The sequence below is a fragment of the Moraxella sp. K1664 genome, assembly GCF_039693965.1.
Lineage (GTDB): Bacteria > Pseudomonadota > Gammaproteobacteria > Pseudomonadales > Moraxellaceae > Moraxella.
Genome location: NZ_CP155576.1, coordinates 268,183 through 290,014, shown reverse-complemented (window position 1 = coordinate 290,014; position 21,832 = coordinate 268,183). Strand labels below are relative to the sequence as shown.

At 45.2% G+C, this 21,832-nt stretch carries 23 protein-coding genes; 15 read left to right on the top strand and 8 right to left on the bottom strand.

The features are described 5' to 3' along the window. The first annotated feature begins 7 nt into the window (after positions 1-7). The 7 genes from AAHK14_RS01555 to AAHK14_RS01525 all read left to right on the top strand — a co-directional run bounded on the left by AAHK14_RS01555 (position 8) and on the right by AAHK14_RS01525 (position 6,386). The gene (locus AAHK14_RS01555; protein WP_065255647.1) at positions 8-268 is read left to right on the top strand and encodes a hypothetical protein; all 261 of its coding nucleotides are present in this window, start codon (positions 8-10) and stop codon (positions 266-268) included. After that, positions 265-702 carry a type II toxin-antitoxin system VapC family toxin gene (locus AAHK14_RS01550; RefSeq protein WP_065255646.1) on the top strand — a complete coding sequence of 146 codons (438 nt, stop codon included), beginning with the start codon at positions 265-267 and terminating at the stop codon, positions 700-702. Before AAHK14_RS01555 ends, AAHK14_RS01550 begins: the two co-directional genes overlap by 4 nt. A gap of 48 nt (positions 703-750) precedes the next feature. Continuing rightward, positions 751-1,662 (top strand): D-alanine--D-alanine ligase, encoded by a 912-nt coding sequence (locus AAHK14_RS01545; RefSeq protein WP_065255645.1) that lies wholly within the window; start codon positions 751-753, stop codon positions 1,660-1,662. A 191-nt stretch (positions 1,663-1,853) separates the two neighbouring features. Further along, complete coding sequence (locus AAHK14_RS01540) at positions 1,854-2,621, top strand: cell division protein FtsQ/DivIB (protein ID WP_083108126.1); 768 nt, start codon at positions 1,854-1,856, stop codon at positions 2,619-2,621. Between the two features lie 137 nt (positions 2,622-2,758). Further along, positions 2,759-4,084: a cell division protein FtsA gene (ftsA, locus tag AAHK14_RS01535; protein ID WP_065255644.1), complete on the top strand. Its 1,326-nt coding sequence runs from the start codon at positions 2,759-2,761 to the stop codon at positions 4,082-4,084. Between the two features lie 133 nt (positions 4,085-4,217). After that, positions 4,218-5,408 carry a cell division protein FtsZ gene (ftsZ, locus tag AAHK14_RS01530; protein ID WP_065255643.1) on the top strand — a complete coding sequence of 397 codons (1,191 nt, stop codon included), beginning with the start codon at positions 4,218-4,220 and terminating at the stop codon, positions 5,406-5,408. Positions 5,409-5,492: 84 nt separating this feature from the next. Further along, positions 5,493-6,386, top strand: a complete 894-nt coding sequence (locus AAHK14_RS01525) for a PHP domain-containing protein (RefSeq protein WP_065256803.1) — start codon at positions 5,493-5,495, stop codon at positions 6,384-6,386. Here the strand turns inward: AAHK14_RS01525 and AAHK14_RS01520 are convergent. The 5 genes from AAHK14_RS01520 to AAHK14_RS01500 form a co-directional block, all read right to left on the bottom strand. Further along, entirely contained in the window at positions 6,383-7,534 is a 1,152-nt protein-coding gene (locus tag AAHK14_RS01520) for a tRNA pseudouridine(13) synthase TruD (RefSeq protein ID WP_227713214.1), read from the bottom strand. The two genes, AAHK14_RS01525 and AAHK14_RS01520, sit on opposite strands and share 4 nt — an antisense overlap. Positions 7,535-7,791: 257 nt before the next feature. After that, positions 7,792-8,382, bottom strand: a complete 591-nt coding sequence (locus tag AAHK14_RS01515; RefSeq protein ID WP_083108324.1) for a carbonic anhydrase family protein — start codon at positions 8,380-8,382, stop codon at positions 7,792-7,794. Positions 8,383-8,417: 35 nt separating this feature from the next. Continuing rightward, positions 8,418-8,600: a hypothetical protein gene (locus AAHK14_RS01510; RefSeq protein WP_065256805.1), complete on the bottom strand. Its 183-nt coding sequence runs from the start codon at positions 8,598-8,600 to the stop codon at positions 8,418-8,420. Positions 8,601-8,789: 189 nt separating this feature from the next. Next, positions 8,790-9,458: a GAD-like domain-containing protein gene (locus tag AAHK14_RS01505; RefSeq protein WP_172823655.1), complete on the bottom strand. Its 669-nt coding sequence runs from the start codon at positions 9,456-9,458 to the stop codon at positions 8,790-8,792. A gap of 252 nt (positions 9,459-9,710) precedes the next feature. Further along, entirely contained in the window at positions 9,711-11,231 is a 1,521-nt protein-coding gene (locus tag AAHK14_RS01500; protein WP_065256807.1) for an alanine/glycine:cation symporter family protein, read from the bottom strand. Positions 11,232-11,789: 558 nt separating this feature from the next. Between AAHK14_RS01500 and AAHK14_RS01495 the strand changes: the two genes are divergently transcribed. The 5 genes from AAHK14_RS01495 (at position 11,790) to AAHK14_RS01475 (ending at position 15,923) form a co-directional block, all read left to right on the top strand. After that, complete coding sequence (locus AAHK14_RS01495; protein ID WP_065256808.1) at positions 11,790-12,452, top strand: LemA family protein; 663 nt, start codon at positions 11,790-11,792, stop codon at positions 12,450-12,452. A gap of 254 nt (positions 12,453-12,706) precedes the next feature. Further along, entirely contained in the window at positions 12,707-13,735 is a 1,029-nt protein-coding gene (locus tag AAHK14_RS01490; RefSeq protein WP_346818215.1) for an IS110 family transposase, read from the top strand. Positions 13,736-13,932: 197 nt separating this feature from the next. Further along, the gene (locus AAHK14_RS01485) at positions 13,933-15,039 is read left to right on the top strand and encodes a TPM domain-containing protein (RefSeq protein WP_065255964.1); all 1,107 of its coding nucleotides are present in this window, start codon (positions 13,933-13,935) and stop codon (positions 15,037-15,039) included. Positions 15,040-15,064: 25 nt separating this feature from the next. Beyond that, on the top strand, positions 15,065-15,577 hold the full coding sequence (locus tag AAHK14_RS01480; RefSeq protein ID WP_065255963.1) for a TPM domain-containing protein: 513 nt from the start codon (positions 15,065-15,067) through the stop codon (positions 15,575-15,577). Positions 15,578-15,734: 157 nt separating this feature from the next. After that, a complete protein-coding gene (locus tag AAHK14_RS01475; protein WP_065255962.1) occupies positions 15,735-15,923 on the top strand; it encodes a hypothetical protein in 189 nt (62 codons plus the stop codon). 266 nt (positions 15,924-16,189) lie between these two features. On the opposite strand, the gene AAHK14_RS01470 is transcribed toward AAHK14_RS01475, so the two are convergent. Next, complete coding sequence (locus tag AAHK14_RS01470; protein WP_065255961.1) at positions 16,190-17,002, bottom strand: Cof-type HAD-IIB family hydrolase; 813 nt, start codon at positions 17,000-17,002, stop codon at positions 16,190-16,192. Between the two features lie 105 nt (positions 17,003-17,107). Here AAHK14_RS01470 and AAHK14_RS01465 point away from each other — a divergent pair, with 105 nt between their 5' ends. Genes AAHK14_RS01465 through AAHK14_RS01455 form a run of 3 tightly spaced genes read left to right on the top strand, consistent with a single transcriptional unit; the run spans position 17,108 to position 19,242 of the window. Continuing rightward, entirely contained in the window at positions 17,108-17,383 is a 276-nt protein-coding gene (locus AAHK14_RS01465; RefSeq protein WP_065255960.1) for a succinate dehydrogenase assembly factor 2, read from the top strand. Continuing rightward, the gene (locus AAHK14_RS01460) at positions 17,383-17,787 is read left to right on the top strand and encodes a hypothetical protein (protein WP_065255959.1); all 405 of its coding nucleotides are present in this window, start codon (positions 17,383-17,385) and stop codon (positions 17,785-17,787) included. The genes AAHK14_RS01465 and AAHK14_RS01460 overlap by 1 nt, the downstream gene beginning before the upstream one ends. 9 nt (positions 17,788-17,796) lie before the next feature. Next, positions 17,797-19,242 carry an NAD(P)H-hydrate dehydratase gene (locus tag AAHK14_RS01455; protein WP_065255958.1) on the top strand — a complete coding sequence of 482 codons (1,446 nt, stop codon included), beginning with the start codon at positions 17,797-17,799 and terminating at the stop codon, positions 19,240-19,242. Positions 19,243-19,695: 453 nt separating this feature from the next. On the opposite strand, the gene groL is transcribed toward AAHK14_RS01455, so the two are convergent. Then, the gene (gene groL, locus AAHK14_RS01450) at positions 19,696-21,333 is read right to left on the bottom strand and encodes a chaperonin GroEL (protein ID WP_065255957.1); all 1,638 of its coding nucleotides are present in this window, start codon (positions 21,331-21,333) and stop codon (positions 19,696-19,698) included. Positions 21,334-21,449: 116 nt separating this feature from the next. Then, on the bottom strand, positions 21,450-21,734 hold the full coding sequence (locus AAHK14_RS01445) for a co-chaperone GroES (protein WP_065255956.1): 285 nt from the start codon (positions 21,732-21,734) through the stop codon (positions 21,450-21,452). Between the last annotated feature and the right edge of the window lie 98 nt (positions 21,735-21,832).

The window sequence follows — 21,832 nt, the reverse complement described above, 5'->3', positions numbered from 1 at the left end:
GGTGAATATGCAAACACAGCCTATTCAAAATATCAATCAAGTTATTGGTTATATACAATCATTACCAATCAATCGCCAACAAAAAATGATTGATTGGATAAATGTATTTCAATCAGAAATTGAAAAAGACGAAATGAATGCCAATCAAAACTTTTTTGAATTGTGGCAAAATTGGCATGACAAAAGTGAGATGTTTTTGGATGATGATAATTCTTGGGCAGATACCAAGGATAGAAATGATATTGGGCGAGAAGTGAGTTTTGAATGAAACAGTTAATTTTGCCTGATAATAATATTTTTTCAGAATTAACCAAAAAACAACCTGAAATTAACGTTGTGCAAACATTTGAGCGATGTGCCAAAGATAGAAATAAACAGTTGATTTTAGCAATTACGGTTTGGCATGAATTGTTATATGGCTTGCATAATATTAAAGCCGAAGAAATTAAAAAGAAAGAGCGAATTTCTGCCTTTCTTTTTAATAATGTTTTATCTTTACCGATGTACCACTACACCCAAGAATGTGCCGACATTCACGCCAAAATCCGTGCCGAATGCCGAGCAAAAGGCAAAACTTTGTCTTTTGCCGACAGTCAAATTGCGTCCATTGCCCTAGCCAATAACGCCATTTTGGTAACTCGCAATGTGGACGATTTTAAATATATTGACGGTTTGATGATTGAAAATTGGTTTGATAATTAACCAGCAATAACTTTGTGCAATTTGCACTTTAATTAGAGAATTAAATATATGAACGATGTAACAAAATTTGGTAAAGTTGCCGTGGTTTGCGGTGGTTTTAGTGCCGAGCGTGAAGTGTCTTTAAATAGTGGCAGGGCGGTGCTAAATGCCCTGCTGTCAAAAGGCGTGGACGCTCATCATTTTGACCCACAAGAGACCGACATTTCAAAATTGCGTGAGTATGACCGTGTGTTCAACGTGCTACATGGCACTTTTGGCGAAGACGGCAGTTTGCAAGGCGTGCTTGACGGCTTTAAGATTCCTTATACAGGCTGTGGCGTGCTAGCATCCGCCATTGCCATGGATAAATTTCGTTGCCGTTTGGTATGGCAGTCGCTAGGCTTGCCAAACGTGCCTTATGTGGTTTTGCATGATGATAGTGATTTTGAAACGGTGGAGCGTGAGTTTGGCTTGCCGTTATTTGTCAAGCCTGCTTCTGAGGGTTCTAGCGTGGGCGTGATGATGATAGAAGAGGCGGGTGGTTTGGCAAAGGCGTACCCAAAGCTTAAACAGTATCATGGCGAGATTTTGGCGGAAAAGGCGATTACAGGGGGTGAGTACGCTTGTTCACTACTTGGCGATGACGTGTTGCCAAGCATTCGCATTATCCCCAAGGGCAAGTTTTATGACTATGAAGCCAAATACCTGCGTGATGACACGGTATATCAATGCCCGTCTGACTTGACGCCTGAGCAAGAGCGTGAAATGGGCGAGCTTGCCAAACGTGCCTTTTCTGCCATGGGTGGTCGTGGCTGGTCTCGGGTGGATTTCTTAAAATCCGATGACGGCAAGCTATATGTCCTAGAAATCAACACCGTGCCAGGTATGACTGACCACAGTCTTGTGCCAATGGCAGCCAAGCAGGCAGGGATTGAATTTGCGGATTTGTGTGTGAAGATTTTGGCACAAACCTTGCAATGATAATCTTGTTAGGCAATACAAACAACGAGATAAATAGTGACTTCATATAAAAACAGCTACCTAGCGATGAATTTTACTTTCAAAGCACATTAAAATAAGGTAAAATACACAAATTTTAGCCTTATTTGATTAAAATTTGTCAAATACAAAAATACATGACTGGCAGATTTTGATGATAAATAAGCTTTTTAGTGAGTGTGACCGTGGCAGAGATGGCAGTAGACCGCATCAATCATGAGCGTGCAGAGCATGATGACAAACATTTGTCAAAATCATGGCAATCTGCCTTAGTGACACTTGTCCTGCTGTTTGCCATCGGTTTTTTTACCGTGCAAACCATCGGCAAAAGCCCTGCCAAGCCCATTTATGTGGAGTCATCAAACCTAAATGCCTTTGAGCGTGAGTCGCTGACTGGGGCGGTTTTGCCTTTGGGTGATTTCCCTTTTTTTGGTGGCAATTTACACCAAATCCATGATGAGTTGATGGCGTTATCATGGGTGGAGTACGCCACGGTCAAGCGAGATTGGTATCGTGGCATTGTGGTAGAAGTTGTGCCACGCAAGCCCATCGCTAATTTTGGCAGTCAGGATTTGTTGGATGCTAATGGTGTGGTGTTTAAGCCTGCCAACAAAAGCGAGCTGATGAATGCCGACTTGGTGACTTTGTATGGGTCGGTCGCTGATGTCAATACCATCATGCACAAAATGCGTTATGTCAATGAACGGTTTACCCCCCTTGGTCTAACGGTGAATGATTTGATTTTGACACCCCGTAACACTTGGGTTATTCGTTTTCATAATGGGCTTCGGGTGGTCGTGGATAATGAAAATACCGAGCAAAAATTGTATCATTTGTCAGTGGTGTTAAAAGAGCGATTTGTCGACCGCATTGACGAGATGCAGTCGGTGGATTTGCGTTATAAAAATGGGTTTTCCATTGCGTGGCGAAATAAAAAGTAAAGGCTGATTTGGGGTATATTTAACTTTGTGTTTTTAAGATTTGATTTATTTTGATTTTTTGATAGATTTTTAAGGCAAGTGTTTTGGCAATCTATTTTACTTGTTTTTTAGGGCGGGAAATTTCCCCAATTTGATATATGATACCCGATTCTGACATTCATGCGGTGATTCATCTTAGTTCCACGGCGGTTTATACCATTGTGGGCTATTTTGACGTGCATCACAAAAAAACTCAGGTCATGGGCTTGGGCATTGCCAAAACGGACGCTTTTTTTGGTGGTCAAATCGTCAATCGGGAGCATTTGCTCAGTGCCATCCATAAATCTGTGCGTGAAGCCATTGACATGGCAGGCGTGCAAGTTTCTTATGTGGGTCTGTCCTTTGCCAGTCCTTCCATGAAAGGCGAAAATGGCATTCATGACAAAATCATCACAGGACAACAGCCCACAGGTGGGGGTAAACTTGGGCGTAAGATAACGCATGATGATGTCCGAGATATTTTAAATGAAGCCAAGGCAAGATTGGGTCAAAAAGAGCATAAAGAAGTTCAGCTGTGCCAGCAACGTTTTTGGCTCAATGATGACCAAGATGCCAAAGAAGTGGTGGGTATGCTCGCCAGCAAATTGACAGCAAGCTATCATCTCATCAGCGTGCCTAGCATGTTCTACGCCCAAATCAAGGATTTGCTGACATCTAACAGCTTGGAAGTCCACCCCATGTTTTTTGATGGGGTAACCAGCAGTGAGTATGCCCTAAGTGCTGATGAAAAACAGCGTGGCGTGTGCTTTATTGACATCGGTGCGGCACTGACCAAGGTGTGTTTGTATCAAGAAGGCGTATTGTTATATAGTCGCTGTCTGCCTGTGGGTGGGCAACTGGTGGACATGGACATCGCCAGCACGCTTGGGCTGACCTTGCTTGAAGCCGAATCTTTAAAGAAACATCACGGCTCAGCGAACGCCACCAAGCAAAGCAAAAGCGATTTTATCACACTTAAAAAACGCCATCATGACAGTGAGCTGACCGTGCATTTGTACAAACTTGCCAGTGTTATTGAAGCACGCTATCTGGCACTGCTACATGAGATTTTTGATGAGCTGACCGACAGGGGGCTAGACCAGTTCATGGACATGGGCGTGGTGTTGGCTGGCGGTGGGGCGGACATGAGAGATTTGCCCAGCTTGATAGAAAGGCAGTTTGGCGTGAGCGTACGTCAAATGGACATTAACACCAAAGTGTCAGTACACACACAGATGATGAGTGATGAAAATATTGGTTTATTAAAAACACACCTGTCCGACCCTAAGTTGCACAGCATTTTGGGGGCACTCATGTATTATCAAAGTGAGCAGTATGCTCGTGATGAGCGTGGGCAATTTGGTGAGATGGACGGGCTTGGATTGTTTGGGCGTATCGGAAAAAGATGTCAATCATGGCTTGATAAGTTAAAAGAATTGTTATAAAACTTCCAACCGTTGTCCATTAAAGGCTTATTTCAAGCCAATCACTCACCCTACTATTTAATATGGGGTGAATTGGTGTTATAATGTCAAAATATTTTCTATGTCACTATGATAAAAGAATTCGGAGAAACAAATGTCTAAATATGGTCTTGACACAGATGATGGTCAAGTAAATTACGGTAAAGCTCGTTTTATCGTGTTTGGTGTGGGCGGTGGTGGCGGTAATGCCGTGGAACATATGGTGCAAGAAGGTATTAATGGCGTGACGTTTGTTGCTGCCAATACTGACCGTACTGCCCTTGATAATTTGACCGTGCCACATAAGATTCAGCTTGGTTCAGAAGGTCTGGGTGCAGGTGGCAACCCCGAAGAAGGTCGCCGTTACGCCGAAGAAGACGAAGATGAAATCCGCTCAATGTTAGATGGCTACAACATGGTGTTTATTACCGCAGGCATGGGCGGTGGCACAGGTACAGGTGCTGCTCCTGTGGTGGCTCGCATTGCCAAAGAGATGGGTATTTTGACCGTTGCTGTGGTGACCACGCCCTTTGACTTTGAAGGCAAAAAACGCATGAAGTCTGCCAAAGATGGCGTTAGTCAGCTGACAGAGTTGGTTGATGCCATCATCACCATTCCCAACCAAAAGCTGTTAAAGATTTATAAGCAAATCTCTTTTACAGATGCCCTTAAAAAAGCCGATGATGTGCTTCTGCACGCGGTAAGTGGCTTGGTACAAATCGTGGATACGGCGGATAATGTGGTGATTAACACCGATTTTAGAGACGTGCGTACTGCGATGACTGCCAAAGGCTATGCGATGATGGGTATCGGTCGTGCCAGTGGTGATGACCGTGCCAGACAAGCTGCCGAGAAAGCCATTCGCTCGCCACTGCTTGATGACATTCGCCTTGAAAATGCCAAGGGGTTGTTGGTGAACATTACCGCCGCTGAGCTGATGATGAGTGAACCTGAAGAGATTGCCGAAGCATTGTCATCGATTGCTGACCTAGAAGAAGGTAATATCTTCTATGGCTATGTCCAAGATGAGAGCATGGGCGATGAGATTCATGTCACGGTCATTGCTACGGGTTTGACCTTGGATGACCGTCCAAAAGTGACCATACAACAAGCCCCGATTCAGAACCTACAAACTGCTCCGGCAGGTCATGTCAGTGCCTTAGAGAGTCAGCAACAAGCACAGCAGGCTCAGCCACAGCAAGCCCCCCAGTCGGTTCAAGCACAGGCTCAGCCACAGACCGCCCCGCAGGTCAAAACACGCATTGATGTGAATAGCTACCTAAAATCACAACAACACAATAAGTAGCATGTTCTTTGTGTAAACCCTGCCATTGGTGGGGTTTTGTTTTATTTGATGGTAAAATAAACAGCAAAATAAAATGGATAATCTATGATAAAAGTGGACTTACACAGCCACAGTACCTGCTCCGATGGGACATTCTCCCCTGCTCATGTGGTCAAGTTGGCTCATGAGACGGGTATCGAAGTTTTTGCCTTGACCGACCACGACACCACCGCTGGCATTGATGAAGCACGGCAGACGGCGGATGAGCTGGGCATGCGTTTGATTGATGGGGTGGAGATTAGTTGCCATCATCAGATGAATGGTGGCTATGGCAAAAATAAATCCACAACCAAGACCATTCATGTGGTCGCCCTTAATTTTAAGGATAAAGAGCGATTAAATCAAAAACTTAACCATTTACAAAACTCTCGGGAAACTCGTGGTCATGCCATTGTGGTAAAGATGGCAGGGATATTGACAGACATGGCGGATTTTGCTCACATTGATGAGCAGGTATTATGGCAAGCGGTATTGGATAAGGCAAAAGGCAATGCCAAAGCGGTGGGGCGAGCTCATATTGGACAAGTATTATTTGAGCTGGGTGTGGTGCGGACGGTGCAAGATGCTTTTGATAAATATTTAGCAGATGATAAGCCAGCTTATGTTGCCATTGATAGCTTAACCATGGGTCAGACCATAGAGCTAATCCATGAATGTGGTGGGATTTCGGTGCTGGCTCACCCCGCTCGCTATGATTTGTCCGCCACTCGTGTGCGTAAGCTCATCGCTGATTTTGCTATGCTGGGCGGTCAGGCGATTGAGTTGCCTAGCCCTAGCGAGCCTATATCCACCCGAGCGATGATAGATAGATGTGTGGCAGAGCATGGACTCATGGTGTCGGTAGGGTCGGATTTTCATGGGGCAAACATGCCATGGCGAAAACTTGGACAAGTCGCCACGCCTAAGGCGGAGCAGGTGGGAGTGTGGGAGCGGTTTTAATGATTTTTAGTCAAATTCTCACATAAGGCAAACAGCACGCTGGTGGCAAAACTGCCAGTGGGTAACTCAAAGTCTAGCGTTAGACTGCCATCATGCCATCGCCAGTTTAACTCATGAACCCTTAGGCGTAGGGGACGTTGGGCAAGTTTGACCCCGACTTTTAACAGTCCGTTTTTGATGAGTTCATATTCATCTTGTGCCAATACTGCCTGATAAATGCGTAGGCTCTCATCGGTATTTTTTGGCTCGCCCACCCCAAACAGTGGGGCGGTGGGGTGAATGTCCTGCTCTGATACTCGTCTAATGATCTCATCGTCAATGTCGGCACAAAAAATAGAACCCGTCCCGTCTAGGTTAAACACATCGCCTGCCACCGCCTTATCCCAACTGCCAAGCCGTACTCGCTCACTAAGTAAGGCATTAAACAGCATGCTTCTGGCGGATGACACATATAGGCTGTGCTTGTCCATGTCTTTTTTAAAGGGTTTATAAGGCTTGGCAGATGAGAGTATTTTTTCAAAAAAGGCTTTGGCTTGGTTGATGTTATCGCCATCATGCCCAAAGCGTTGCTCACCAAAATAGTTAGGCACGCCTGCCTGTTTGATGTGAGTAAGCTGTGCATTGATGGCGGATGTCTCGCCTGCCACTTGTCTTAGCGTGATGGTAAAGGCATTGGCTTTGTGCGTGCCACGGTGGAGTTTTTTGTCATGCCAGCGATGAGCGATGAGCGTTAGGTCTTCGCTCTCTTTTAAATGGTTTTTGATAAACTCATCAAACCTTCCCGCAGGCAGAGTACGCTTGGGCAATCTTAGGCTAAACCATTGATACGTCTGGGCGTGGCGGTCTTTTAGTCCCGAGTAGCCAACATCACGCATAAGAATGCCTGCCCAGTCCGCCAAGAGTTTGGCGACAAAGGCGGTATTCATGCCGACTTTGCAGACATGCACCCACAAATGCTCGCCTTGCCCACTAAAATCAACAGCCATCAGCTCCTTGACAATGAAATCAGCAGGATAAGTCTTAAAATCAGCCGAGATGATGGTAGGGGCAAAAGGACGATGTGGGGCGTGATGAGTCATGACGATGTTCTTGAACAATGATAAATTAAAAACGCCCAAGTAAAAACTCGGGCGTTTGTATTGTAGCATGTTTGGCGAGTATTGCCAATCATTTTGCCAATTGTTATCAGGGCAATCGCACTATATTTAATTTTTAGCAAATAAAATTATGTTTTTGAAGAAATTGGCAATTTTTAGACACAAATTATTTAAAAACTCACCAAACCAATTATATTTTGAATAATTTATTAAAAATATATTTAGATAAAATTAACTATAAATACTAAATTTGCTTGATTTTTAATCAATTTCATGTAAAATTTTGTAGTGCGATTGCCCTGCAGTTGTTATTCTACGATATGAACCGTGCGGTCGCCTTGGGGCTGTACAGGGCGGTTGTTGCCGTTGTAGAGCTTGGCAAGGGTATTTAGCTGTTCGCTGTCAGCAGTGATTGGCTTGGCTTTTAGTAGCCACTGCACTTGCTCTGAGCAAGGTGGGGTGGTTAGTGAGCCGTTGTAAGCATAGGTGGGGCTGTTGGTGGGCATGATGGTGGCGACATTAAAGGATGATAATGTGCCTGTGTATTTGCCATCTGTGGGTAGGTCGGTTAGGATTTTGCCAAGGTTGATGTTGGTTGCCCCCTTTTCTACCAATACACCAATCACTGCCAGACCGCCATTGGCATTTTGATGAACAAAGTGAATCTCTAATGGATAAAACGCATTCATCACGGTGTGTTCACTAGGCACGTGGTAGTGAAATTGTAGTAACTTATAGTCCACGTCATTCACATTTAGGGTGTTTTTGTCGTCTTTGGCATTAAAAGAGATGGTGTGACCGTTATTGACCACCTCAAAGTCGCTGGCGGTGTAGTTAGGCGCTAAGTTAAAGTTGCCGTCGCCATCAGGGCGTGGCTTAACCACGGTGTCGATGTTGATGGGTGATTGTTCTTAACCTGTTTTACATAGGCGGTTTACTTCGATGTCGCCCCAGTTCTCTGGTGGTACGCTACTGCCAGCATAGCCCCAATGTGCGTGGTCGTGATGATGGTGGTCGTGCCCGTGATGGTGGTCATGATGAGCGTGCCCATGAGTGTGGTGGTACAAGCAGACAGAGCTAAGGCAAGTACGCTGATGGCAAGAGTAGGCTTTAACATGGTGTGTCCTATGAGATGAATTAAGGGAATAAACAGTCGTGCATTAAAATGCTAAATGGCATTATAGCCCAAATTTTGCCTGTATGTTACCCGTTTAACCCATAAAAAAGACATCTCGTAACTTTATAGCAATAAATAGCGGTAAAAATGTTACTATATATCAATTATTTATAAGAAGTGATGAATTTACTATTGATACATGTCCTTGCCCATTTCAAGCACCAGCATTTGATAAACCACTGCCAGCCCTTTATCAAGAAGTTCTACATTATTGGTAGGATTGCCCAGAGCGATAATGGGCGTAAACATATAAACTTCGCCATTTTGCAAATTGCCGTGGCGTTTTTGGGCGGACAAAAACAAATCCAGCCTTAGCCACTCTTGGCGAAAGTCATCATCGGTTAGAGTCTCGTCAAGAAAATCATCAAAATCCCAGTCTAACACTTCGCATTTGCGATATTGGATATCTAGCAAGCACACATCTTCATCACCAACATCGCTTAAACGGCGATAATAAAACATGTCGCCAAAGGCATTGATTGCAAATGGGGTATAGTTTTCTTGTTCGCTGTCTAGCCATCGCCATAAGTTTTCTTCGTAGTCTTGGGGGTTGATAAATTCAATCAGTCCATCACCGTATTTGCCAAAACCTGTCGTTTGCCAAATGTCAATCAGTCTAGACGGTACTTTATGGCGATAGCTTGCGATGATGTGTGGGGGTACTGCTTGCACATCGGTTGCAGGATAATAACTTTCAAAAGGCGGTTTTTGCTCGCCATGATTGTTCTTTTGTATCATAACCGCCTGTGGAGCAGGTGGTGTTTCTTGCATGGCATGATTGATGTCAAGTGGCAACATGGGTTTTTTATCCTTGTGTTTTAAAATAAAAGATTTGATAATTAACAAGGTATCTAGTATTGATTTAAAAATCAGTAAAAATAAAGCAATGACCGATAATGATAATACGCGGAAAATGGCATAAAGCAGTTTAAACATATTTGTCAATGAGATAGAATGCAGTCCAAATTTTATCATAATTAAGGCTAAGTCTGTAAGATTGCCATAAAACGACAAAACCGCCCAAGTTGAGCGGTTTTGTTTGTATGGATGTTAGCTGTCTTGTCTGTCATTTTGACGCAGACGCTCTTCCCAAAATGTGGCGTTTTTGATACCAAATTTGGCAGGATCAAAGGTGATACGCTGACCCGATTTACGCTGTGCTTCATAGTCGGCAAGCATTCGCATGGTAACCCGAGACCCCATAAAGAACATAATCAAGATACCGATGATGTTCAGCCACGCAGTCATACCCACGCCCACATCGCCCCATGCCCAGATAGCCCCAGCACTGTTCAACGCACCGTAGCCCACCATGATAAGAATGATGACTTTGGCAATCATCAGCCCTGTTTTTTGAGCTTGCTTACCGATGAATCTTGACAGATATACCACATTAATCTCGGCGATGTGGTAGTACGCCAAAATCGTGGTAAAGGCAAAAAAGAAAATGGCAACAGCAATAAAGTAGTTACCAAACGCCCCAAAAGTCGTCTCGAGTGCCATCTGAGTAAAGGCAGGTGTGCCAATCTCAACGCCAGCATCGATATTTTGGACGATGAACTGCCCTGTTTCAAGCGTGCCTTGGACGTTGTACGTTCCCATGGTCAAAATCATAAAGGCAGTTGCCGTACACACAATAAGCGTATCCACATAAACAGAGAACGCCTGTACAAGACCTTGCTGAGATGGGTGGTCTACTTCGGCAGCCCCTGAGTGGTGTGGACCTGTACCTTGACCAGCTTCGTTGGAATAAACGCCACGCTTGACACCCCAGCCAATCGCCGCTCCAAAACCTGCCATTGGGTTGAAGATATCGCCCATGATAAGCCCAAAGACCGCAGGAATTTTGTCAAGGTTCATGACCATGATAAGCAGGGCAAGCACAATGTAGCCGACCGCCATAAATGGCACGACAATCTCAGCAAAGCTTGCAATACGCTTGATACCGCCTAGGATAATCACGCCCACCGCAACCACAACAACCGCCATGACGGCAATGCGTAGCGTACCGACTTCTAGCCCCAAGAAATTGACCAAATTGCCTTCGCCTGTGATGCGAGTTACTGCACTAGCGACACCATTAGCCTGCACCCCTGGCAAAAACACGCCACACGAGATAATCATCGCCACCGCAAAGAGTATGGCGTACCATTTTTGTCCCAAGCCTTTTTCAAAATAATAGGCAGGGCCACCACGGTATTGCCCTGTGATGGGGTCTCGCTCTTTGTAGATTTGTGATAACGTACTCTCAGCGTAAGCGGTGGACGCTCCCAAAAATGCCACCACCCACATCCAAAATACCGCCGATGGGCCACCAAAGCCGATGGCAGCCGCCACCCCTGCAATGTTACCCACGCCCACACGGTTGGCAAGTGCCACCACAAATGCCTGAAAGGACGAAATCCCGTCATCGCTTTTGGTTTTGCTAAATACAAGGCGTATCATCTCGCCAAACAGTCGTAACTGTACAAAACGGGTCATAATGGAATAAAATAGCCCTGCCCCAAGACACAGATAAATCAAGGCAGGACTCCAAATAATCCCGTTTAGCCAATTAACAATCTCATTCATAGTCATCGCTCCCTATGCGTTTGCAATCATGACAAATAAAAAGTAAAATCAACTCCAAGCTTAACCGATTGATTTGGCAAAACAAACCGCAAGCAATTTGTCCATATCTAGATTTCCTGCAAAACCCCAAATTAAAGAAAACCGTTCGTGGTGAGCTTGTCGAACCATAACGGTTTTCCGCTACCCTTCGACAGGCTCAGGGCGAACGGAAAACTAGTTTTGCAGGAAGTTTTCTAAAAATCCAAAGCCATCAATAAACATTTTAAGTCAAGCTAGGATGCGTTGAATAAAAATTTAAGTGTTCACAATTTGCCATACTTTTTTAAAAAAATCTACAATTTTTTAATGTTTTTTACAATTTTTTGGTTTTATTAAGTTTTTTGTTGTTATTTTTAAGATAGATTTAATATAAAATGATGGCAAAAAACCTTGTAAATTCCAATTATTTATCTTGTAAATCCCAATTATTTAAAGACAAGCTACATTTTTTTACTTGCATTTGACGGACAAATCTTTATTATAAGCATAACTTTTTATTTTATATTCAAAAGGCAATTTATGAAAAAACTCATCACATCAGCCCTGCTTGCCAGCACCCTAACTCTATCAGGTTGTGGTTATAACAACTTGCAAGCCCTAGACGAAGACACCAACGCCAAATGGTCGGAAGTGGTGAACCAGTACCAACGCCGTGCCGACCTTGTGCCAAACCTTGTGGCGGTGGTGGAGCGTTATGCCGAACACGAAAAAGAAGTGTTGACCGAAGTCGCCCAAGCTCGCTCTCGTGTCGGTAGCGTTCAGCTCACCCCTGAGACCCTAAACGACCCCAACGCCATGAAGCAATATCAAGAAGCTCAGGCGGGCATGACATCTGCCTTATCACGGCTGATGATGGTAACCGAAAATTACCCACAGCTCAAAGCGGACGGTATGTTCCAAGACTTACAAGCCCAGCTAGAAGGCACCGAAAACCGCATTACGGTCGCTCGTAACAACTATATCCAAAGCGTGCAGGGCTATAACACAACGGTTCGCCAGTTCCCAACCAACCTAACCGCCAAAGTGTTTGGAATGCAAACCAAAGCCAATTTTAGCGTGGAAAATGAGCAAGCCATTAGCACCGCCCCAACGGTCAATTTTGGCAATAATAGCAATAATGCCAATACAGGTTCGGCAACAGCAGGGGCAAATACAGGCTCGGCAACCGCCACGGCTCAATAACCTTGCATGTTTTGTAGGGGTAAATTGCAATTTACCCTTATTCCCTTTATAAAAATATTCGGTGGTGGCTCAAAAAGTATGCTGAATTAGGTTTTCCGTTCGCCCTTGTATCAACCCAACACCAAACCTAGATTATCTGCTAGAATGTTGTTGGGTTATACAAGCAAAGAGAACACGGGTTCGCCCTTAGTGTCTTAACACTGGTGCTCAGATGGTGTCCTTTGCTTGTCATCTTAACTCTGAATGGTATCTAAGTGCGTTTATTAAAACAGACACTGCATAAACAAGGCAAGAGACAGATGATACACTATATTGGCATAGACATCAGCAAAGCAAAGTTTGATGTTGCATTTATAAACCCAAGCACAAATAAAGTAAAAACCAAGGTTTTTAACAACAACAAAGCAGGCTTTGATTTACTGCTTGCTTGGTTAAAAACCAATGTCAGCAATCATCTTGATGAGCTACACATCATCCTAGAAGCAACAGGGGTTTATCATGAACACCTAAGTGAGTTTCTTGATGATAATAATATCAAGCAAAGCATTGTCAATCCTAACTATGTCCGCAAATTTGCAGACAGTTTGGGGGTAATCCATAAAACTGATAAAAAAGACAGCATTATTTTATCAAGGTATGGTTATAGCCACAAGCCTGAGGTTTGGGTAGCACCTAGCATTGAAGCCAAACAGCTAAAAGCTCTATTGGCTCGCTTAGAAGCACTCAAAGAAGATTTGCAACGAGAGCAAAACCGACAAGAGTTGCTCTTATCACCCAATCTGCCCGATTTGGTTAAAGCATCCATGCAAACAGTCATCAGTGTCCTTCAAGAGGAAATTGCCAAACTCACCAAAGACATTGATGACTTTGTTGACAAACACCCAAGTTTAAAGCAAGACAAAACCTTACTTGAAACCATTGACGGTATTGGTTCTGTTATTGCCAAAGAAGTGGTATGCTTAATACATACCAAACAATTTAAAAAAGCCTCACAGATGGCTTCGTTTTTAGGCTTAATACCCAAACAAAGACAGTCAGGTGTCTTTAAGGGAGCAACCAAACTGTCCAAACAAGGGCAAGTCTCTTTGCGTGCTAAGCTGTATATGTCTGCAATGAGTGCCATTCGTTATAATAGCACCATTAAGGCATTTTATGAACGATTACAACAAAACGGTAAAACCAAAATGCAAGCCTTATGTGCTTGTATGCGTAAATTGGTACATATCTGTTTTGGTGTTATCAAAACCCAAACATCCTTTGAGCAACAAGTATCTTTAAGTTAGTTTGTAAGATACTAGATACCAGATACTTAAAAAACCATTGACTTAGGTGGGGTATCATGGTATCTGAGCTATGCCTGCGGGTGGCGGAAAACCGTTATGGTTCGACAAGCTCACCACGAACGGTTTTCTGTTTAGCATACTTTGCAAACCAGAGCTAAACATTCATTAAGATTAAGATTATCATAAAAAGGCAACCCATGACCCCAATCACAACCCGTTATCGTTCATTATTTGCCACGCTTGGCATGAGTGTGGTGCTTGGGGTCGGTGTACCTGCTTTTGCCAACAACACGGCAACCGCTACCGCTCCCAACGCCCAAAACACCGCCATAGCAACCGCTGATGCTCAGAGCGAAGGGCAAGCGGTGGAGAATTTGATTGTTTTAAATGAATTAAATAAAGCCAAAAATCAAGCCCAACAATCCCAAAATCAAGCCCAAGCAAACAGCCAAACGACAGCCACACCACGCCAATCCACCGCCCCTGCGGTTGCTCATGACAAGCTGATTTTAAACAATCCCGTTGTTGATGAAGCCCATATTTTGACCGCCAGCGAAAAGGCTCATTTGGAGACTCAGCTAAGACGAATTTATGATGATGGCTTGGCTCAAATGGCGGTGGTCATCGTGCCGACCACAGACGGCATGGATATTTTTGATTATGCTATCAATGTGGCGAACCGTTGGCAACTTGGGCAAAAAGACACCGATGAAGGCATTTTAATGGCGGTGGCGATTAACGACCGCAAATTGCACATCGTTACGGGCTATGGCGTGGAAGGCGTGTTGCCCGATGCCAGTTTGAACCGCATTATCCGTGAAGACATCACACCCAGTTTTAAGACAGGGGCATACGCCCAAGGCATATCGGCAGGGATTGCACGCATTGACGAACGGCTACGAGCCGACCCCGAGACCCTTGCCCGAGCGGACGCACAGCAGATAAGTGCCGATGAAGAGATTAGCGTGGTGCCGTTTTTTATTTTTGCCATGTTTTTTGGTACGGTGTTAAGCGGTGCTTTGGGGCGGTTTTTGGGGGCAAGCGTGTCCACAGGCGGTTTTGTGCTACTGGCGACTTTGTTTGGCGTGGGGCTACTGACCGCCATTGGAGCAGGCATTTTGCTTTGGATATTGCTCATTCTTGGCGTGTTTTCAAATGGCGGACGGCGTGGCGGTGGCACTTATGTCGGCGGTGGCGGATTTGGTGGCTCTGGCGGGGGCTTTGGGGGCGGTGGGTTTGGCTCTGGTGGCTTCGGTGGGGGTGGTGGCGGATTTGGCGGTGGCGGAGCAGGTGGCTCTTGGTAAATGATTGAAAAAGAAGGATAAAAATATGAGACACATTCCCCAAAAAAGCTCAGCACGCCTGTTTCGCCAGCTCATTTTTGTGCCATTTTTGCACAATCGCTGGCTCACTGCCGAACTCAAAATTGCCCTTGCCGAGCGTATCGCCCGAGCCGAAAAAGGTCATCGTGGCGAGATACGCCTTATCATTGAAAATCATCTGCCGATTGGTATCGCTTATGATAATGACTGTCGTGGGCGTGCCTTACAGCTCTTTGGCGAATATGGCGTATGGGACACCGCTCACAATACGGGCGTGCTGATTTATGTCAATCTGTGCGAGCATGACCTTGAAATCATTGCTGACCGTGGCATTGATACGTATGCCTGCGATGACTGGCAAAATCTATGCCAAAATACGCTCACTTATTTTAAAAAAGGCGACATGGCGGACGGCTTGGGGTGGCTTATTGATGAGATTGGGCGACTTTTGAATCAATATTTCCCCTGTGATGATTTAAGTGGCAATGAATTGCCTGATAATGTGGTGTATCTAAGGTAGGTAAAAATGAACGCAAACACAGCTTTTTATTGGACTTATTGCACTCTTTATCGGGCTATTTATCATCGCCTTAGCTAAGCCCTATTTTGCCAAAAAGACTGCCAGTATTGATGATTTTAAACGTGAACTTGGTAGGCTACTACCCAGTCATGACCTAATGATAAAACATGGTTCGCAATCTCGTATCATCGTAAGCCTAGACGGCATTCAAAAGGCGATTGTGATTATGGATAAACCAAAAGCGGATTATGTTATGGGTGGCTTGCCGATTTTTACCACGGATAAAGTGGGCAAACTAAAACCCATTGCCGATAAAATCGGGGCGAGTGCGGTGGTGGTGAATTAGCTTAATTTGCCTTTATGGAGATTTTTTAAAATAAAATAAAACAATGCTTACTTCATTTTTAACTTAAAATGGTAACTTATTGATTGTTCCATAATTATTTTTTGGGTTTTTGAGTTGTAGGGATGAATCATATTCGCCCTTGATAAACCAATCACTTATATAAAAGTTGAGAATGGAGATGCTTTAAAAAATTTATAAAATCATCAATGCTTGCCAAGCTTAAAAACCCTACCAATGATAAAATCTACCAATGCATTAGATGTGCCCTAAATCATCCCCAAAGCCATAAGCCCCCTAAGTATCCCATCGTCATCATGGCGTGGACAGACATAATCCGCCACAGCTTTTAGGCCGGGGTGAGCGTTACCCATTGCCACGCCAAAGCCGACTGATGAGAGCATTTCGATGTCATTTAGCCCATCACCAAAGGCGACAGCGTCCGCCATGGACAGACCCAGTGCGTCTAGCACCGAGCGAATACCCCGAGCCTTTGAGCCGTGGACGTCTAGGATGTCCACGCCAAAGACGTGCCAGCGTACGGTTTTTAGGTCGCCCCTTAGGACAGATGAGAGCTGGGCGGTGTGGTTATTTTCATAAAATGCCAGCATTTGATAGACGGGTGTGCTCATGTCAAACGACTCTGTCACACGATAGGGGATGTGTAGCGATGTCAGGGCTTGCACCATGTATTCATCGGGGCTGACCGTGACAATCTCATCACGGGTCATGTAGCCATGGGCGATACGCTCGCTATGTAGGTAGGTGGTGGTGTGGGTCAGTTGAGCGTGCGTCAAGGGAAAATGGGTCAGGCATTTACCCTGATACTCGTTATACTGCCCGTTAATCGTCACAAAAATGTCAATGCCAATCTCGTCGATAAGCTCATTAATACAAGGCGGGAACACGCACAGACCACGCCCTGTGGCGATGGCGACCATGATACCACGCTCTTTTAGGGCGTGCAGGGCGGTTTTGGTGCTGTCTAAAATGCGATTTTCGTATTTGATGTAGAGCGTGTCATCGATGTCAAAAAAGACGATTTTGGGGGTGGTGGGCGTGGTGGCAGGCGTGGTGTTCATGAGCGTTTTTCATTGAAAATTTACCTATTTTATGCAAAAATAACCACATTTGCAAATCTTGCTGATTTGTGATGATTTTGATTTAAAGACACCAAAAGGCAACTCATGACCACACCCGATTTAGAACCGACCTTGCACCAACGCCGTATTATCTATCAAGCTCGCCGTGGCTTAAAGGAGCTTGATTTTTATATTGACCCTTATGTCAAAAGCCACTATCTCACCGCCGATGAGCAAGAACAGCTTGCTTTTGAGCGACTCTTAGAACATGAAGACCCTGATTTGTTGTTGTTTTTTTTGGGGCAGGCAAGCCCTGATGATGTTGAGATAGGCTCGCTCATCGATAAGATAAAAGCACTTAGACACACCCAGTCGCTCTGATGTTTATTGATACCGCCATCACACAGGTCGCTCATGACTTGCCCATCAAGGCTGGCGTGCTTATCATCACGCTATTACTGATGGCGGTAATGGATGTGCCGTGGTGGCAGTATGCCATGGTGGGCGTGGTGTGGGCAGTGTGCCTATGGATGGATAAAATGCGTGCCATCCCGATACATGAGCTGTCCGCCCATGCTCCTGATGATGTGTGGTATCTGGGCATGTATGATGGGGTGGATAGGCAGGTATGGCAGGCGTATCTGTCGGATGTGGCGGCGATGGGGCGAAGGGTGACGATGACGTTTCGTGTTGTCGTGCCGTTTGAGATAACGCACCGAGTAACCATTCATCATCGTATGGTGTCAGAGCAGGATTTTCGCCGATTGGTGTCACTACAAATATAGGAAGAGCTGATGACCACGTCTATTTACACCGCCAAAGCTGTCAAAGACTGGGAGAATCGCTGGTTTGCAGATGGTAACAGCTCGTTTGGTCTGATGAAACAAGCAAGTCTTGCACTGTGTTTGCAAGTCATTGATTTTATCAATAAAAACAACATCTCCCAAGCCGACATCATCGCATGGTGTGGTGTGGGCAACAATGGCGGAGATGGCTACCTGACGGCAAAATATCTGGCAGATAGACTGGATAATGAGCATTTTAATGTACAAATCATCGCTCCAAATCCACCAAAAAGCGTGGACGCTGTCCGTGCTAGGTCGCTATGTATAGGCGTGCCAATGCATGATGATGTGGGTGGTGTCATTCGAAAATTTGAAAAAGTGATTCATCTGGATGCGTTGTTTGGTAATGGGCTAGACAGAGAGCTTGACAAAGCACATCAAGACATCATTCACGCCTTTAACGCCCAAACAGGCACCAAAATCGCCCTTGACGTGCCAAGCGGTCTGCACCCTGATAGGGGTATTCCTTTGCCTGTGTGTGCGGACGTGAACATGACCTTGTGTATCATGGGGCTAAAAATGGGATTGTTTGTTGGGGTGGCAAAGGACTTTGTGGGGCAAGTTGTTAATCTGCCTTTGATACCGCCTGATGATGAGCTGTTGGCGGTGGCGTATCTGTCGGATAAACCAAAACCGCCCACACGCCAAAGCACCGCCCACAAAGGCGACTTTGGTACGGTGGCGGTCGTGGGTGGTCATCGGCGTATGGGTGGGGCGGTCATCATGGCAAGCCAGATGGCGATGAGCATGGGGGCAGGGCGAGTTACGGCAATCTGTCATGCCACGCACCACAGTGCCATGCTGACCCGCTCGCCTAATGTCATGGTGGCGGACATTGATGAGATGAGCGTGGAGAGCTTGGCAGGGTTTGACCGTGTGGCGTTTGGTATGGGGCTTGGGCGTGATGCGTGGGCAGAGATGATTTTTGATAAAGTTATGGATAGGGTGGTTCATCATGCCTTTGATAGGATGGTGCTGGACGCTGATGCGTTGTACTTTTTGGCAAAAAATCCGTGCAAACTGCCCAATCATGTCATCTGCACGCCCCATTCGGCAGAGTCGGCACGTCTGCTTGGCGTGAGTGTGGCGGACGTGGATAATGACAAGCTAGGCACGCTATATCGCCTGCATGAGCGGTATGGCGGACAATGGGTTATCAAAGGGGCAAATACGCTAAGTTTTGACGGCACAAGGGTGCAAGTTTGCCCATTCGGTAATGCCTTTATGGCAACCGCAGGCATGGGGGATGTGCTGGCAGGTATGCTTGTTGGAGCAGACATGAATGTGCATGACGTGGTGGTGTGGCACGCTCTGATGGGTGATAGGCTCGCTGATGGGGCGATGTTTGGCATTCATGCGTGTGACATGGCGGACGTGGCAGGCGAGATGGTTTGAAATCAGACAGGGCAAAATAGACAAAAAGTCAAGGTTTCACAGACAGGATAAAGCAAATACCATCAAAAAATTGACAAGTGATTGTTTTTGCTTGTCATTTTTTATGACTAAATCTGCCAAAAATTTATCCCCAAAAGCTGTGGATAATCCTGTGGATAACTTTGTAATTTTGTGTAAAAACACTGTAATGATGGGTGGTTATGGTTGATTGGTTGAAATTTATACATAATTTTATAAAAAATAATACATTTAAAATCAATAAGTTATAAGTATAAATTTGCTTAAATTTTGTCAGATTAGACAGTTATCACAAAATGTTTCACAGGACATCAAGAATAAAACGCCCTGTGGATAAGTGTAGGTTTTGACATTTATCAAAGATTTGTCCATAAAAAATCCTGCCATAACGACAGGATTTTTTGGATAGCTAAGTAGCTGATAATGGCTAGGCGATTACATCATGCCGCCCATGCCACCCATACCGCCCATGCTAGCACCCATATTAGGGGCTTCTGGGGCAGGTTTGTCGGTAATCATCACCTCGGTGGTGAGCATAAGACCTGCCACGCTGGCGGCGTGTTCTAGGGCGGAGCGAGTTACCTTGGCAGGGTCAAGAATGCCCATTTCTAGCATATCGCCATACTGACCTGTGGCAGCGTTGTAGCCGTAGTTGCCAGAGCCGTTTTTGACTTCATTGACAATCACAGACGCTTCATCGCCAGCGTTGGTTACGATTTGGCGAAGTGGAGCTTCCATGGCACGGCGTAGGATATTGATGCCTGCGTTTTGGTCGTCATTTTCGCCTTTTAGTTCAGCCAATGCAGACAATGCACGCACTAAGGCAACACCACCCCCTGGTACGATGCCTTCTTCTACCGCCGCACGGGTGGCGTGTAGAGCGTCATCAACACGGTCTTTTTTCTCTTTCATTTCGGTTTCGGTGGCAGCACCGACTTTAATGACCGCCACACCGCCAGAGAGTTTGGCAACACGTTCTTGCAGTTTTTCTTTGTCGTAGTCAGACGTAGATTCTTCGATTTGACGTTTGATAGATTCAACACGGCTGTCAATTTGAGCCTTGTCGCCTGCTCCGTCCACAATCACGGTGTTTTCTTTACCAACGGTGGTTTTCTTGGCTGTGCCTAAGTGTTCCAAAGTTGCAGTTTCTAGGCTTAGACCCACTTCTTCTGAAATCACAATACCGCCTGTCAAAATGGCGATGTCTTGGAGCATGGCTTTACGTCTGTCGCCAAACCCGGGGGCTTTAACGGCACAGGTTTTTAGACCGCCACGCAAGTTGTTTACCACCAAAGTTGCCAACGCTTCATTTTCCACGTCTTCGGCGATGATAAGTAGCGGACGGCTGGTTTGCATGACTTGTTCTAGTAGTGGCACAATCTCACGGATATTGGCAATCTTTTTGTCCACAAGTAGGATAAAGGGATTGTCAAATTCGCAGGTCAAGCTGTCTTGCTTGTTGGCAAAGTAAGGGCTGATATAGCCACGGTCAAACTGCATACCCTCAACCACTTCTAGGGTGTCTTCAAAGCCTGAACCCTCTTCTACGGTAATCACGCCTTGCTTGCCGACAGTTTTCATCGCTTCTGAGATAAGCTCGCCAATCTTGGTATCGGAGTTGGCTGAAATTGAACCCACCTGAGCTATCGCTTTAAAGTCATCGGCAGGGGTAGACAGGGCGTGGATTTGCTCAACGGCAACACGAGTCGCCTTGTCAATACCACGTTTTAAATCCATAGGGTTCATGCCAGCAGCGACAGTTTTCATGCCCTCTACTAGGATAGCTTGGGCAAGTACGGTGGCGGTAGTCGTGCCGTCCCCTGCCACGTCATTGGTTTTTGAAGCCACTTCACGGACAAGCTGAGCTCCCATATTTTCAAATTTGTCTTCAAGCTCAATCTCTTTTGCCACGCTCACACCGTCTTTAGTGATGGTTGGTGCTCCAAAAGATTTGTCAATCACCACGTTACGACCTTTTGGACCTAGGGTAACTTTTACGGCATCTGCTAGGATATTGACACCGTCAATCATTTTTTCACGGGCGGATACGCCAAATTTTACATCTTTTGCCATGTTTATTCTCTCTTAGATTTTTAAATTAAAATGGTAATGGGTTTTTGAATATAGGACGTGTTTTTTTACACGGGCGTGTTCAACACGCCCCTACATAATCATTGCAAATAGTTGGATTATTCAAGCACACCCAACACATCAGATTCTTTCATGATGAGCAACTCTTCGCCGTCTACTTTGACGGTTTGACCTGCATATTGACCAAATAGCACTTTATCGCCCACTTTAACATCTAAGGGACGAACGCCATTATCAGTAAGCTGACCGTTGCCCACGGCAATCACTTCGCCTTGTTGGGGCTTTTCTTGGGCAGAACCAGGGAGTAGGATACCGCCTGCGGTTTTTTGCTCTTCTTCGGTACGGCGAACGACAATGCGGTCATGTAAAGGACGGATTGGCATAAAATTTCTCCATTAACTTGTTAGGGATACTGGCAAAACCAGATTGTTTGTAAAAATGGTGTTAGGGGGCAAATTTTTCAAGATAAATTTTGAAAAAT